The sequence below is a fragment of the Streptomyces sp. NBC_00663 genome, from assembly GCF_036226885.1.
In the GTDB taxonomy this organism is placed as follows: domain Bacteria; phylum Actinomycetota; class Actinomycetes; order Streptomycetales; family Streptomycetaceae; genus Streptomyces.
Genome location: NZ_CP109027.1, coordinates 5,514,852 through 5,528,037 on the forward strand (window position 1 = coordinate 5,514,852; position 13,186 = coordinate 5,528,037).

The 13,186-nt window shown below is 70.9% G+C and carries 16 protein-coding genes; 7 read left to right on the forward strand and 9 right to left on the reverse strand.

Going from position 1 to position 13,186, the window contains the following annotated elements:
• Positions 1-57: 57 nt before the first annotated feature.
• Positions 58-573, reverse strand: coding sequence for a glutathione peroxidase (locus OG866_RS25140; RefSeq protein WP_329338024.1), 516 nt, complete (start codon positions 571-573; stop codon positions 58-60).
• 9 nt (positions 574-582) lie between these two features.
• Positions 583-1,566, reverse strand: coding sequence for an ArsR/SmtB family transcription factor (locus OG866_RS25145; protein WP_329338025.1), 984 nt, complete (start codon positions 1,564-1,566; stop codon positions 583-585).
• Between the two features lie 93 nt (positions 1,567-1,659).
• Here OG866_RS25145 and OG866_RS25150 point away from each other — a divergent pair, with 93 nt between their 5' ends.
• On the forward strand, positions 1,660-2,853 hold the full coding sequence (locus tag OG866_RS25150; RefSeq protein ID WP_329338026.1) for an MFS transporter: 1,194 nt from the start codon (positions 1,660-1,662) through the stop codon (positions 2,851-2,853).
• On the opposite strand, the gene OG866_RS25155 is transcribed toward OG866_RS25150, so the two are convergent.
• From OG866_RS25155 to OG866_RS25165, 3 genes are read right to left on the reverse strand one after another with little or no spacing between them, the layout of a single operon-like run.
• Entirely contained in the window at positions 2,828-3,304 is a 477-nt protein-coding gene (locus OG866_RS25155) for a MarR family winged helix-turn-helix transcriptional regulator (protein WP_443063562.1), read from the reverse strand. The genes OG866_RS25150 and OG866_RS25155 overlap by 26 nt on opposite strands.
• 9 nt (positions 3,305-3,313) lie before the next feature.
• The gene (locus tag OG866_RS25160; protein ID WP_329338027.1) at positions 3,314-5,296 is read right to left on the reverse strand and encodes a tetratricopeptide repeat protein; all 1,983 of its coding nucleotides are present in this window, start codon (positions 5,294-5,296) and stop codon (positions 3,314-3,316) included.
• Entirely contained in the window at positions 5,293-5,718 is a 426-nt protein-coding gene (locus OG866_RS25165) for a hypothetical protein (protein WP_329338028.1), read from the reverse strand. The genes OG866_RS25160 and OG866_RS25165 overlap by 4 nt, the downstream gene beginning before the upstream one ends.
• A 210-nt stretch (positions 5,719-5,928) precedes the next feature.
• On the opposite strand from OG866_RS25165, the gene OG866_RS25170 reads away from it, so the two are divergent.
• Both OG866_RS25170 and OG866_RS25175 read left to right on the forward strand, forming a co-directional pair.
• On the forward strand, positions 5,929-7,068 hold the full coding sequence (locus tag OG866_RS25170) for a GNAT family N-acetyltransferase (protein ID WP_329338030.1): 1,140 nt from the start codon (positions 5,929-5,931) through the stop codon (positions 7,066-7,068).
• 50 nt (positions 7,069-7,118) lie between these two features.
• Positions 7,119-8,351: a DegT/DnrJ/EryC1/StrS family aminotransferase gene (locus tag OG866_RS25175; RefSeq protein ID WP_329338031.1), complete on the forward strand. Its 1,233-nt coding sequence runs from the start codon at positions 7,119-7,121 to the stop codon at positions 8,349-8,351.
• On the opposite strand, the gene OG866_RS25180 is transcribed toward OG866_RS25175, so the two are convergent.
• Positions 8,305-8,526 carry a cold shock domain-containing protein gene (locus OG866_RS25180; RefSeq protein ID WP_329338032.1) on the reverse strand — a complete coding sequence of 74 codons (222 nt, stop codon included), beginning with the start codon at positions 8,524-8,526 and terminating at the stop codon, positions 8,305-8,307. The genes OG866_RS25175 and OG866_RS25180 overlap by 47 nt on opposite strands.
• 139 nt (positions 8,527-8,665) lie before the next feature.
• On the opposite strand from OG866_RS25180, the gene OG866_RS25185 reads away from it, so the two are divergent.
• From OG866_RS25185 to OG866_RS25200, 4 genes are read left to right on the forward strand one after another with little or no spacing between them, the layout of a single operon-like run.
• A complete protein-coding gene (locus OG866_RS25185; RefSeq protein ID WP_329338033.1) occupies positions 8,666-8,794 on the forward strand; it encodes a hypothetical protein in 129 nt (42 codons plus the stop codon).
• Between the two features lie 15 nt (positions 8,795-8,809).
• Positions 8,810-9,055 carry a hypothetical protein gene (locus OG866_RS25190; protein ID WP_329338034.1) on the forward strand — a complete coding sequence of 82 codons (246 nt, stop codon included), beginning with the start codon at positions 8,810-8,812 and terminating at the stop codon, positions 9,053-9,055.
• A complete protein-coding gene (locus OG866_RS25195; RefSeq protein WP_329338035.1) occupies positions 9,052-9,522 on the forward strand; it encodes a hypothetical protein in 471 nt (156 codons plus the stop codon). Before OG866_RS25190 ends, OG866_RS25195 begins: the two co-directional genes overlap by 4 nt.
• 47 nt (positions 9,523-9,569) lie before the next feature.
• Positions 9,570-9,953 (forward strand): peptidase inhibitor family I36 protein, encoded by a 384-nt coding sequence (locus tag OG866_RS25200; RefSeq protein ID WP_329338037.1) that lies wholly within the window; start codon positions 9,570-9,572, stop codon positions 9,951-9,953.
• Between the two features lie 13 nt (positions 9,954-9,966).
• Here OG866_RS25200 and OG866_RS25205 read toward each other — a convergent pair whose 3' ends face one another.
• The 3 genes from OG866_RS25205 to OG866_RS25215 all read right to left on the reverse strand — a co-directional run bounded on the left by OG866_RS25205 (position 9,967) and on the right by OG866_RS25215 (position 12,573).
• The gene (locus tag OG866_RS25205; RefSeq protein WP_329338039.1) at positions 9,967-10,731 is read right to left on the reverse strand and encodes a hypothetical protein; all 765 of its coding nucleotides are present in this window, start codon (positions 10,729-10,731) and stop codon (positions 9,967-9,969) included.
• A gap of 146 nt (positions 10,732-10,877) precedes the next feature.
• Positions 10,878-11,873, reverse strand: a complete 996-nt coding sequence (locus OG866_RS25210; RefSeq protein ID WP_329338040.1) for a polysaccharide deacetylase family protein — start codon at positions 11,871-11,873, stop codon at positions 10,878-10,880.
• A gap of 4 nt (positions 11,874-11,877) precedes the next feature.
• Positions 11,878-12,573 carry a glycoside hydrolase family 11 protein gene (locus OG866_RS25215; RefSeq protein ID WP_329338042.1) on the reverse strand — a complete coding sequence of 232 codons (696 nt, stop codon included), beginning with the start codon at positions 12,571-12,573 and terminating at the stop codon, positions 11,878-11,880.
• Positions 12,574-13,186 lie beyond the last annotated feature (613 nt).

Here is a 13,186-nt window from a genome sequence, read left to right on the forward strand (position 1 = left end):
CCGGACGGGTCTTTCCGCCCGGTGACGAGGAGGCTCTTCCCTGCCCCAGGGGCAAGGTCAACCGGCGAGCTGCGCCTCAAGGGCAGCGACCAGCTCGGCCGCCTCCGGCTCGGTCTGCGGGGAGAAGCGGGCTACGACGGTGCCGTCGCGGCCGATGAGGAACTTCTCGAAGTTCCAGCGGATGTCACCGGTGTGCCCCTCGCCGTCGGCGAAGCCGACAAGGCGGTCGTACAGCTCGTGCCGGCCCTCGCCGTTCACCTCGACCTTCTCGGTCAGCGGGAAGGTCACGCCGTACGTCGCCGAGCAGAACTCCGCGATCTCCTCGGCGCTGCCGGGCTCCTGGCCGAGGAACTGGTTGCAGGGGACGCCGAGGACGGTGAAGCCCTGGTCGGCGTACTGCTTCTGGAGGTTCTCCAGGCCCGTGTACTGCGGGGTCAGCCCGCACTTGGAGGCCACGTTCACGATCAGCACGGCCTGGCCGGCGTACTGGGAAAGGTCGGCGGCGCCGCCCTGGAGGGTGCCGATCTCGACGGAGAGGGGGGAGGCGGGGGAGTTGCTGTCAGCAGTGGTCATAAGCGGATGCTAACTCCGGTAAGTGTCGGGCCGACGTGAGGCCTCCACGAGCACGGTCCCGGCCGCCGTCCGCTCGTACAGCACCGACCGCCCCGCCCGCCGCCGCTCCACCAGCCCGGCGTCCCGCAGCACCCGCAGATGCCGGCCCACCGACCCGAGCGCCTGCCCGGTGACCGCGACCAGCTGCGTGGTGCTCAGGGGCGTCCCCAGCAGCACCAGCAGGCCGGCCCGCGCGGTCCCGACGAGCGCCCCGAGCCCCGCCGGAACGGGCCGCCGGTCGTGGTCCTCGGCGAGCACCCCGAGACACGGGTAGACGACGGCGTACCGCTCCCGCCCCTCCCACGACACCCAGCCGTTGCCCGTCGTCACCGGGACGAAGGCCAGCTCGGCGCCGGAGGCGATCTCCCGCGGCGGATAGGCGTGCGGGTTGACCTGGAACCGGCTCTCCCCGAGCCAGCGGGTCCAGGGCCGCAGCGAGTCCAGTACGGCCGCCCAGCCGCCGTGGCTGACCTGCGCGGTCCGGGCGACCACGTCGGCCTCCAGAATGCGCCGCCGGCGGTCCCAGTACGGCCGTACGGTCTCCGCCCAGACATGGGTGAGGAGCGCGGTCGCCCGCTCGGGCAGGTCGTCCCGGTCCAGGAGCGCGGGGAGCGGTCCGGCGAGGGAGACACGGAGGTTCGCGCGGGCCGCGTCGGAGCCGGCCGCCCGCACCCGGGCCACGGTCGCCTCGAAGCTCTCCCCGGCGACCGGGGTGGGGCAGACGAAGTCGGCGATCCAGGACCTGAGCGCGGCGTCGACGAGCGGGCCGGCCACCGGGTCGGCGGCGAGGAACGCGCGGTAACCCGGCAGATGCGCGCGCAGCCAGGCCTCCTCGCCCGGGTGGGCGGCGGTCCCGGCGTGCAGCAGCTTCAGACACGCGAACGTCTCGGCGAACGGGGAGAGCAGGAACCGGCTGCGGGCGAGGGTGTCGGTGCCGATCAGCCACAGGCCCATGCGTCGCAGGCCCCCTCTCCTGTGCGCGTACGACCTTTCGTATGTCGGCGAAAGATTAACGACCGGCCGGTGATCGCTCCGAGACTCCGCCGTATGCGCAGTTACCGACAGCTGTTCCGCACCCCGGAGTTCACCCCCTTCTTCCTCTCCTACGCCGCCTTCAACGCGGCCCTGACGATCGGCGGGCTCTCGCTCGCCACGCTGGTCTACCGGGCCACCGAATCGCCGCTGCTGTCGGCGCTGAGCATGTTCGGGCCGCAGCTGGCGCAGGTGCTGGGCGCGACCTTCCTGCTCTCGGGCGCCGACCGGCTGCGCCCCCGGTCGACGCTGGCCGGCACGGGTCTCGCCTACGCGGCCCTCACGGCGCTGCTCGCGCTGCCCGCACTCCCGGTCGGGGCGGTCTTCGTCGTCGTCCTCGCCCAGGGCCTGATCGCGTCGCTGGGCGGCGGAGTGACCGGCGGCCTGCTCAACGAGATCCTGCCCAAGTCCGGTTTCGTACTGGGGCGTTCGGTGTTCAACATGGCCTCCGGACTGATGCAGGTCCTCGGCTTCGCGCTGGGCGGCGGACTGCTGGCGCTGCTGTCACCCCGCACCTGCCTTCTCCTCGCGGCGACCCTCTACGCGCTCCAGGCCCTGGGCTACCGCCTGGGCCTGACCGACCGCCCCGCCCGCGCCAAGGGCCGCCTCTCGGTCCGGGCGACCTGGCACACCAACGCCGTCCTGTGGTCCTCACGCCCTCGCCGCCTCACCTACCTGGGCCTGTGGATCCCCAACGGCCTGGTGGTCGGCTGCGACTCCCTCTACGTCTCCTACGCCCCCGACGCCGCCGGTGTGCTGTTCGCGAGCGGGGCGCTGGGGATGTTCGCCGGGGATGTGGTGGTCGGCCGTTTCGTACCGCCCGCCCTGCGTCCCCGCCTTGCCACCCCGCTGCTCCTGCTGCTGGCGACGCCGTACCTGATCTTCGCCCTGCACCCGCCGATCCCCCTGGCCGCGGTGGCCGTCTGCCTCTCCAACGTCGGGTTCGCCGCGAGCCTGGTCCAGCAGGAGCGGCTGATGTCCCTCACCCCCGACGACATGGCGGGCCATGCCCTGGGCCTGCGGTCCTCCGGGATGCTCACGATGCAGGGCGTGGCGGCGGCCCTCGCGGGCACGGTGGCCCAGGTGACGTCCCCGGCGGCGGCGATGGCTATGACGGCGGGCCTGTCGGTACTGGTGACCTTGACGCTGGTGGCGGCCGGCCGACGGGAGGTGTCCGCGGCGGCTATGGAGCCGAGTCGGGCTCGCTGAACACCTCGGGGACCTTGTTGTCGAGGACGACACGGGAGAGCAGGGCGGCGAGGCGGTCGCGTTCGGCGGGGGTGAGGTGGGCGGGCAGCGCGTCGACGCGGCGGCAGGTCTCCTCGTAGAACTCCGCGGCGATCCGGGCCCCTTCGTCCGTCAGCCGGACCCGTACGGCGCGACGGTCACGGGGGTCGGGTTCCCGCCGGACGAGACCTCGCTGCACGGTCCGGTCGACGAGCCCGGTGAGGCTGGACTTGGCGAGGCCGAGGGTTTCACCGAGCTCGGTCATGCCCTGAGGATGCGACATCAGGACACAGAGGAGCTGGCCCTGCTGCGGGGTGAGGTGAAAGGCACGACTGGAGTCGGCGTACACGGCGTTGATGAGGAACGCGGAACGGACCAGGGCGGGGACTATGCCCAGGGGGTGGCCGACGGGGGTGGTGGGTGGGTTGGGCATTGGGGCAGCTTAGTCGGGGGGTTGGGCGGCTTGGCGGGCCTGGGCGAGGGTTGTGCGGGTGGCCTCGGTCTTGGGGTGGGTCCCACCGAAAACAGATTCGTGTTGGGCGAGGACGGCTTCCAGGACGGGGATGCCTCGGTCCAGGTCCCCGCCCCGGACGTAGGCGACGCCGAGGTTGTTGCGGCAGGTGAGGCTGAGCGGGTCCATGAGGCCCAGGGTTTCTTCGAGACGGGCGAGCGTGGCCTCCAGGAGAGGGACGGCTCGATCCAGGGCCAGGGCTGCGGAGAAGGCGAGGGCGAGGTTGTTGCGGCAGGTGAGGCTGAGCGGGTCCATGAGGCCGAGGGATTCTTCCAGCAGGGCGAGGGTGGCCTCCAGAAGGGGGATCGCCCGGTCCGGGTCTCCGGCCTCGACGTAGGCGATACCGAGGTTGTTGCGGCAGGTCAGGGTGTTCCGGTGAGTGTCCCCAAGAGCTGATTCGTACTGCGCGAGGACGGCTTCCAGGAGGGGGACGGCCCGGTCCAGGTCCCCGGCTTCGCCATAGGCGCTGCCGAGGTCGCAGCGGGCGATGAGGGTTGCCATGGCTGTGTCACCGAAGTCCTGCTCGCATTGGGCGAGGACCAGCTGACGCAAGACGACGGTCTGGGCATCGCGCTGCTGGTGGAACAGGAACTGGGCGGCTGCGAGGTAGGCGTGGGCCATCTCCTGGGACGGGACGCTGTGGGGCGGGCTGCTCTCGGCCAGCGCGTCGATGTGGGGGAGGACCTCCTGCCACTGGTCCGCGTCGGAAGCGTCGTCCTCGCCGAGCGACAGCACGGCTTCCTGAAGCACGTGCTCGGCATCCAGCCGCCCTTCAGCCCGCCCCCGCAAAACCGTCTGCACCAACCGATGCACACTCACGAACCGCTGCCCGCTGAACCCCACCATGTTGTACGAGTGCAGCACCCCGAGCGCCCGGTTCAACGCCACCGCGTCCCGCGCCAACGGCTTCAACAACCCCCGCGGAATATCATCCGGCGCCATCCAGGCCATAGCCTCCAACAACCGCACCGCCGACGGATCCCGCCCCGAGATCGCCCCCAGTGTCTGGTCCCAGATCCTCGCGATCGTCCGCTCCGGATCGATCCCCGCGCTCACCTCGTCCAACACGAGTCCCAGCGACCGCCGATACTCCTCCAACCCGGCCCCGGTCTCGTACACATACGCACCCGCCTGCTCCAAGGCCAGCGGCAGACACCCGAGCACCCGCGCCAACTCCGTCGCCGCACCCCACTCCTCATGGGTCGGAGCCCGGCCCAAAAACGCGAGCCGGGTCAGCAGATCGACGGCCTCCTCCAACGGCAGCAGCCCCAGCGCCATGGACGGAGCCACCGCGTGCCAGCCCGTGGCCTTACGGCTCGTCGCCAGATGGTGGCCCCGGTGCAGTGTCCCCACGTACGGCTTCAGCACCCCCGGATCCTCGACGTTGTCGAAGACCAGCAACCACCCCGCGTGCTCCTGCAACCACAGCAGCGCCCACGCGGCCCGCTCGTCCGGCCCGGCCGCCCCCGCCCACTGCGGGCACAACGCCATGGCCAGCCCGCCAAGGCCCGTGACGATCGACTCGGCCGTCTCCGCGGTGATCCACCACACCAGCGTGTACGCGTCCCGATAGCGCGCGGCGTACTGCAAGGCCAGCGTGCTCTTGCCGACGCCGCCCAGGCCGTGGATCGCCCGCACGGCCGTCTGCTGGGTCACCGCCGCCGTACCGCCACCGGTCAACAGCGAGCGAAGTTCGGCCAGTTCGTCCTCCCGGCCCACGAACACCCCGGACGCCGATCCGGGCAGAAACCCCGCCCCCGCCGGTGCCTCCACCGTCCGCGCCCAGTGGACGGCCGCCGCCGGCAGGACGACGACACGCGCGTTGTCCCCGCTGACGGCGACGCCGATCGACTCGCCGGCCGCGATGGCCCGTTCCCCGGACGCCGAGGGACCCGGACCGTGCTCGGTGTTCACCGCTTCGCGGGACCGGGCCCGTCACCGGTGATCGCGACGCCGATATCGCGACCCGCGGCGATCGACCGCTCCCCGGACGCGACGACGACCACCGGACCGCCGCCGCCGTCGCTCGGCAGCAGCGCCGCCAACTCGCCCTCCAGCGCGGGGTCCTTGCTCAGCGCCTTGCGGATCACCTGGCGTAGGGCGCCCAGGGCGTCCTCGCTGCCGGGGTCGGCGACCGCGTCCGCCACAGCCTCCGCCAGCGCCTCCCGGACCCGTTCGTCGGCCCGCTCGTGGGTGGTCCGGAGGAGGCTGCGACCCACCTCCGCCGGTCCGCTCACCACCGGCACGCCGTCGCTGTCCAGCACCTGTTCCCCGTGCGCCCCCAGCGACTCCCGCAGAAAGGGCGTCATCCCGTCCACGAACCCGGCGTCCGCCATCCCAAGGCCCCCAATCTCCCGCTAGCAGTAATACAGGGCGTGACGCGCGGCCGGTGATGAAGAGCCCAATCCGCACGTTTCCGTTATGACAGGCACCCTTGACAGCGTGCGTACTGTTTCGCGACGTTTGAGCCCCACCGCGGGACGCGGCCGGCGCGTCATGGGGGGAACTGGGGGGAGCGATCGCCCATGCGATCCATGAGCAACTCCATGAGGAACCAGAGAAGTCAGAGAAGCCAGAGAAGCCAGAGAAATCAGGGAAGCCAGATCACGATCCACAGGCCCGAGGAGCTCAGCGGCACGCTCCGCGCGGCCTGGCACCGGGTGATGGACGAGTCGCCGGACTTCGGAAACCCGTTTCTGGCACCCGAGTTCGCGGCCGGGGTGGGCCGCCATCGGGGCGGGGCCCGGGTCGCGGTGCTGCACGAGGGCGCGGAGGCGGTCGGCTTCTTTCCGTACGAGCGGGGGGCGTTCGGGGTCGGGCGGGCGATCGGTCTCGGGCTCTCCGACTGCCAGGCCCTCGTCCACCGCTCCGGAGTCACCTGGGACACCGGGGAGTTGCTGAAGGCCTGCGGGCTTTCCGTGTTCGAGTTCGATCATCTCGTCGATGAGCAGAAGCCCTTCGGCCGGTATGTCACGGGGACGTTCGCCTCGCCGGTCGTGGATCTGAAGGCGGCCGAGGGCAGTTACCCGGAGTGGCTGCGGGCCACCTATCCCGGCCTGGCGAAGACGGTCCTGAAGAAGGAACGCCGGCTGGCGCGCGACCACGGTGAGCTGCGGTTCGTCTTCGACGAGCGGGACCCTGAGGTGCTGCGGCAGCTGATGCGCTGGAAGTCCGCCCAGTACCGGCGCACGGGGCGCATGGACCGGTTCGCCCGCCCCTGGATCGTCGACCTCACCGAGCATCTCTTCCATGTCCGCGAGGACCACTTCACCGGCGTCCTGTCCGCCGTCTACGCCGGTGACCGCCCGGTCGCCGCCCACTTCGGCCCGACCTCGCGCACCGTCTTCGCGGCCTGGTTCACGGCGTACGACCCCGAACTGCGCTACTACTCCCCGGGCCTGCTCATGCATCTGCGGATGGCCGAGGCCGCCGGGCGCGAAGGGGTGCGGGTGCTGGACCTGGGGCGGGGGGACAAGGAGTACAAGGACTGGCTCAAGACCCGTGAGCTGCGGGTCGGCGAGGGTTTCGCGGTCCGCCCGCATCCGGTGGCCGCGGCGCACCGCATGTGGCGCAGACCGGTCCGGGGCCTGCGCAACACGGTCCTGGCCCACCCCCGGCTCCGCGATCCGGCCGACCGTCTGCTCAAGACTGTCGGCGGCCTGCGCACGCCACCACCGGCGAAGTAGCCGATGACGCCCCCGCCACAGACATTGCGGCCTTCCCAGACGAGGTGACGATGCCGTACGGATCGCGGCTCGCCGCGACGATGACGCGGCGGCTCGGCCGGGAGTGCGTCTACACGCCCTCGGCCCGGCTGGCCCTGTACCTTGCCCTGCGCCGCTGGTGCCGCCCCGGTGGACGGGTGCTGATGTCCCCGGTGAACGACGACGTGATCCTCTTCGTCGTCCTCGCGGCCGGTCTGCGCCCCGTGATCGCCCCGGTGTCCCCCTGGGACGGCAACATCGACCCGGCGGCCGTACCGGAGTCCACCTGGCGCTCCCTGGACGCGGTGCTGACCACCAACCTCTACGGCATCCCGGACCAGGTCGGCGAACTCCGCAGGCGCTGCGACCAGTTGGGCATCCCGCTCATCGAGGACGCGGCCCACGCGATCGGCACGCACGTGGCCGGACAGCCCGTCGGCACCTTCGGCGCTGCCGCCGCCTTCAGCCTGTCCAAGCATGTCGCGGCGATGGCGGGCGGCTTCCTCGCGGTCGAGGACGCCCGCACCCGGCGGGAGCTGGAGCTGCTGCGGGACGACCTCCTCACCCCGGCCCGGCTCCGCGCCGACCTGGAGGTCACCCTGCGGCCCCTGGCCCGTTCGACGGTCAAGGCCCTGCACCTCGTACGCCCCACCTGGCGGGCCATGCAACGCCTCGGCCTGCTGGAGCGCGACGCGTTCCGGATGCCGCTGCACGCGCCGCGGCTGTCGCTGGCCGCGCACGAGGCGCCGGGCCTGCCGCCGTACGACCCCTGGATCCGCGTCGACCTGCATGACTATCGCGTCCGCCACGGGGCGTTCGTGCGCGCCCAGTTGAACCTCCGGCTCAACCGCCTGGACGCCGACCTCGCCCACCGCAGGGCGGGCGTCACCCTGCTCGCGGGCACCCCCTGGGCCTCCCCGGCGGTGCGCGAGCGGGCCGGGGGAGAGGGGCCGCTGCCGCTCTTCCGGGTGCCGCTGCTGGTGGACGACCGGGACGCTCTGGTGGAGCGTCTGGTGGGGTACGGCGTGGTCTCCGGGTATCTCTACGACCCGCCGCTGGACGACTACGCGGGCGCGGAGTTCGTCGACCCGGCGCCGGACCCGGAGCCCGCCCGCTGGTTCGCCTCCCATGTACTGCCGGTGGACCCGCTGCTCGCCCGCCGGGTCACCAAGGCGCTGACGAAGGAGCGGGCCCGGACAGCCGAGCCGGGCGCGGCGGTCACGGCACGATCGACACCGCGCGGTAGTCGTATCCGTCCTGTTTGAACCCCGGGGCCTCCCAGGTGAGTTGCACCCGCTGGCCGGGGGCGAGGTTGCGGAAGGAGCCCCGCCCGGCCTGGATGTCGGAGTAGTGGGCGAAGCAGCCACCCGGGGTCTCGGGGGAGTCGAGGACGCCCCAGCCTTCCTCGTCGTACCAGTCGCGGACGATCGCAGTCACCATGGACCGGACCCTACCGGAGCGACGCCTGCTGTATGACTACTCACTGTTACGGGTGACGTCCGTGCTCGCCGTGCTTGCGCAGGTCGGAGGGTGGGAAGGCAGCGCGTGCACCGTCCAACCGCCGCCCCCAGAGGTCTCCTTGCGACGCTCCGTCACTCTCGCCCTGTCCGCCGCGCTCACCGCGCTCGCGCTCACCCCCGCCCCGCCCGCTGACGCCGTTGCTGCCGCCGCTGCCGCCGCCGTCCAGCCGGGGCACGTCTGCTTCTGACCCCAGCCCGGCGAGATGGGCGGCGGCTGGTGCTACGACGCCAACCGCGGCGGGTACGCCGAGCTCGACAACGCGGTGCGCAGAAACGCGAAGTCGTTCAGCTCCCAGGTCAACCGGACCGCCTACGTCCTCCACTTCCCCCGCTCCGGCCCCTGTCTGCAACGCACGGTCTACGGCGGCGACTACTCCGAGAACTGGGAGTGGGCGGACAAGGTCGACGCGATCGACACCACCCCGCACTCCGACTGCCAGCCGGGGTGAACCGCCGCGTCCGGCGCGCCCTCGCGACGCTGTCCCTGGCCGTGTGGGCGACCAGTTGCGGCGGCCCGCGGGAACCGGCCGTGTCACTGACCCCGGCCGACACCCTCAAGGCGGCCCAGGTCCTGCTCACCGACCGCTGTCTGACCCGCCAGGGCCTCACTCCGCCCCGGCCGGGCGGCCCGGCCGTCTCCGGGGCCGTGGACCGCGCCCTGTTCGGCACCGGCCGGGCCGAACTCACCCTGACGCTGCCCGGGGGACAGGTCGTCGGCCATCACACCGACGGCTGTCTCGCCGCCGCGGAACGCCGTCTCTACGGCGACCAGCGGCGCTGGTTCCACGCGGTCACGCTCGTGAACAACCTCAAGTCCCGGGCCCCGCGCGAAGACCGCGCCGCCTACAAGGAACTGCGCGCCCACGGCCTCACCGAGGCCCGGGCGTTGCTGAGCGCGTCGTACCGCCATCCCTAGCCCGGCTGTCGGCGCATCGCACAACCACCCCTGGAAAGGCACTACTTGTGAAGCAGTACGTCTCCCTGCTCGTCGCCGCCGTCCTCGCCACCGGCACGGGCCTGGCCACCGCCTCGCCCGCGTCGGCCGCGGAGTGTCCGAGCGGCAACTTCTGCGCCTGGACCGACGCGAACTTCGGCGGGCAGCGGATGAACGCCTCCGGTGACGACGAGTGGTGGGAGAGCTGGATCGCCGACGAGGACTCCTCGTGGGCGAACCACGGCATCTCCGGCCCCGGCGTCAAGGACCACGTCAAGGTCTACGAGTCCGCGATCCAGTTCCCGTCCACGGGCGGAGCCATGACGATCTGCCTCCGCCCGGGCGACGAGGTGGGCTACAACGCGACCGCCAACGACCGCGGCGACGCCCATGTGTGGGCGATGGGCTGCTGACCGCTTCCGTCGCTCAGCGCACGTCGACGTAGTCGCCGCTCGCGGTGGCCGCGGAGGTGGTGGCCGTACCGGCGAAGTTCCAGCGCCAGTAGCCGTCCTTGCCGGCGGTCACCGTCGTCCTCAGCTTGCCGGTGCTGTCGCTCGTCACGGTCTTGACCGTGGTGTAGGTGTCGCTGCCCTTCGGCCGGAACTGGAGGCGCACCGGCTGCCCGGTGTAGCCGGCGTAGACGTACTTGTCCCAGTTGGCACGGGCCAGCTTGCCCGTCACCGTGATCGCCTTGCCCTTGCTCACCGGCTCGGGCGAGGCGTTCACGGAGAGCGTGCCGCGGCGCTTGACGGGGTGGGTGCCCCAGTCGCCGCCGTAGTAGTCCCCGTCCTTGGCCTGGAACTGGACGTACACGTCCCAGGGCCCGGCGAGGGTGTTGCGGGGCAGGTCGATGTCCTTCTCCAGCTGCACGGTCAGCTTGCAGGTGGATGTGGTGGAGCTGACGGCGGTGCAGGTGGGCTCGCCGTGGAAGGACCAGTAGTCGTCGCCCTTCTCACGGTCGATCTTCAGGAACGCGAGGTCCTTGCTGATCCCGGAGTCGTCGGAGACGGTCGCCGAGATGGTGAACTTCTCCGTCCGGGACGTACCGAAGACGATGGACTTGCCGCCGTTCACCGACACCTTCTCGATCACCACGCCGGTCTCCGCGGCGGACGCGGACGAAGCGGTGAGAGCGGTCCCGGACAGGACGAGGGCGCCGGTGAGCACGGCGCTCAGAGATGCTGCACGCATGAATCCCCAGGTGGTTCGAGCCGGCCGGCGACCCTGGATCGGATCCCCCCAGGTCACGGGCGCGGCGAGTGCCGTGAGGATACGACATCCAGGGCGCCCGGCAGCAGGCGCGGCGACCATCGGCGGGGTCGCCGCGCCCTGGTGGGTCAGGCTGTACTACAGGAGACCGTGGGCCAGGTGTAGTTGCCGTTGTGCTGGATGGTCACGCCCCAGGTGTTGCCGCTGCCGTTGGGCTTGGCGGTCAGCACCTGTGCGCCGGGGTAGCTGACGGTGGCGTTCCAGGTGGAGAGGACCTTCGCGGGCGAGGGCACGTTCATCGTCACGGTCCAGTTGCTGGACCCCGAGACCGAGACGTTGAGGTTGTACCGGTCGCTCCACGAGGACCCGGCGGACAGCGTGGCCGTACAGCCGGTGTTGCCGCCGCCACCACCGCCACCGCCGCCACCGGGGGCGACGGCCCGGCCGGTGGTCGGCGAGATCATCCCGGCGCACAGCCCGCGCGCCGCCAGCCCCTGCGCTATCCGCGGGATCGCGGCGAGCGTGTTGGCGGACCAGTCGTGCATGAGGATGACCTGGCCGTCAGTGAGCCGTCCGGCGGCGGCGACGATGGCGTCCGTACTGGCGCCGTTCCAGTCCTGTGAGTCCACGTTCCACAGGATCTCGGTCAGCCCGTACTTGGCCTCGACCGCCTTCACGGTCGCGTTGGTCTCGCCGTACGGCGGCCGGAACAGCGTCGGTGTGCCACCGCCGGCCGCGGCGATCGCCTGCTGGGTGCGGGAGATCTCCGAGTCGATCTGGGCCTGGCCGAGGGTGGTCAGATGGGGGTGGGTGTAGCTGTGGTTGCCGACCCACATACCGGCGCTGACCTGGGCCTTCACCAGGGACGGATTGGCGGCGGCGTACTGGCCCTGGTTGAACATCGTGGCCCGCAGCCCGTTCTGGGTGAGCGCGCTCAGCACGGCCGAGGTGTTGCTGGAGGGCCCGTCGTCGAAGGTGAGCCCGACGTACCCGGTGCAGGCGGCGGCGACCGCCTGTGCCGGGGCGGCGGCCTGGACGGTGAGGGTGCTCGCTGCTGCCATGGCGAGGACGGCCAATCTGCTGAACAGGGAACGGAGGGGACGGCGGAGCTCACGGCTGCTCATGCCCTCACCCGCTGACCGTGATGTTGGAGCTGCCACTGCTCTGGTAGCCCTCCGTCGCCATGATCATGTAGTAGCTGAAGTTGCCGAGCGGCATCCCGACGCGGGACCAGGCGTCGAAGTGGTTGCCGGTGGTGATGGTGCCGCCGGTCCGCCTCGACTGGCGCACGCTCCAGTACTGGTTGAAGGTCCTGGTGCCTTCCACGGACGGGGCGTTGTAGCGGGTGGTCTGGTAGATGTCGTAGGTGCCGCCGTCGCTGGTGACCGTGCCCTTGTACGTGCCGGTGGGCCGGTAGGTGCCCCAGTTGTCGACGATGTAGTACTCGACGAGCGGGTTCGAGGTCCAGCCGTACAGCGCCAGGTAGGCGTTGCCGGACGGGCTGAAGCTGCCCGAGTACGTCACGTTCCTGCGGGAGCCGTTGCTCCAGCCCTTGCCCGCGACGAAGTTGCCGGTGTTGCGCCAGGAAGTGCTGTAGTTCCCACCGGAGTTCAGGGTCATCGAGACGGTGCCCTGGGCGTCGGTCCAGAAGGAGTAGTAGTACCCGTTGTTGGTCCCGGTCTGGTTCGTGGTGACGACCGTGGCGGCGTGAGCGGTGCCGACGGCACCGGGGAGGGTCAGCGCGGCACCGGTGCCGAGCAGGAGGGCGCAGACATTGCGGCGGGTGGGGGCGGAGTTGTTGCTGGGTGCGGGTGCGTCGTTCATGGACGTGTTCCTCCTCGTCCTCGGAGAGGGCGGTGGGGGGCCGGAGGGGGGAGCCCCGTCAACGCATGCAGTGTTGGTCTGTCCCCGACAAGTGTCAATGGTTTCGGCACAGTTGACGAAACAGTCGCAGGTGGCTGACGTGCGAGGGTGATGAGGGGGGTGCCTCTCGATCGAGATCGACTTTCGATCGTGCGCATCGAATGTTTCGAGGAATTACCGGTCGGTGCGGCCCGGTTCCTTCATCCTCCCCACGCGTCCCGCACCTTCGCACCTTTCTGTAACCGTTCCAGTTCGCACCGTTGACACCACGCGCACCTCCCCTTACCGTCACGCCAATATTCCGCACGTATGTCGAGATTTCGAACGCTCGGAAGGCGAGTCCCCAGTGCATTGCCGGGATCGGCCCGTAGGTGACCTGAACGCCGTGGCGCAGCCTGACGTATGGGTAGGTGCACACCCCCCGGCACAGGGATCACGGGCGCAGGCGCGCCCCGAACGCCCGGCCGCAGCAAGGAACTTGGACGCCTGACCAGCGTCCCCGCAACTCCCGCTCAAGAACGGCCAGTTGCTCCCCCCTCTGGAACCCGTGAACCTCGCTGAGCCGATCCTCGCG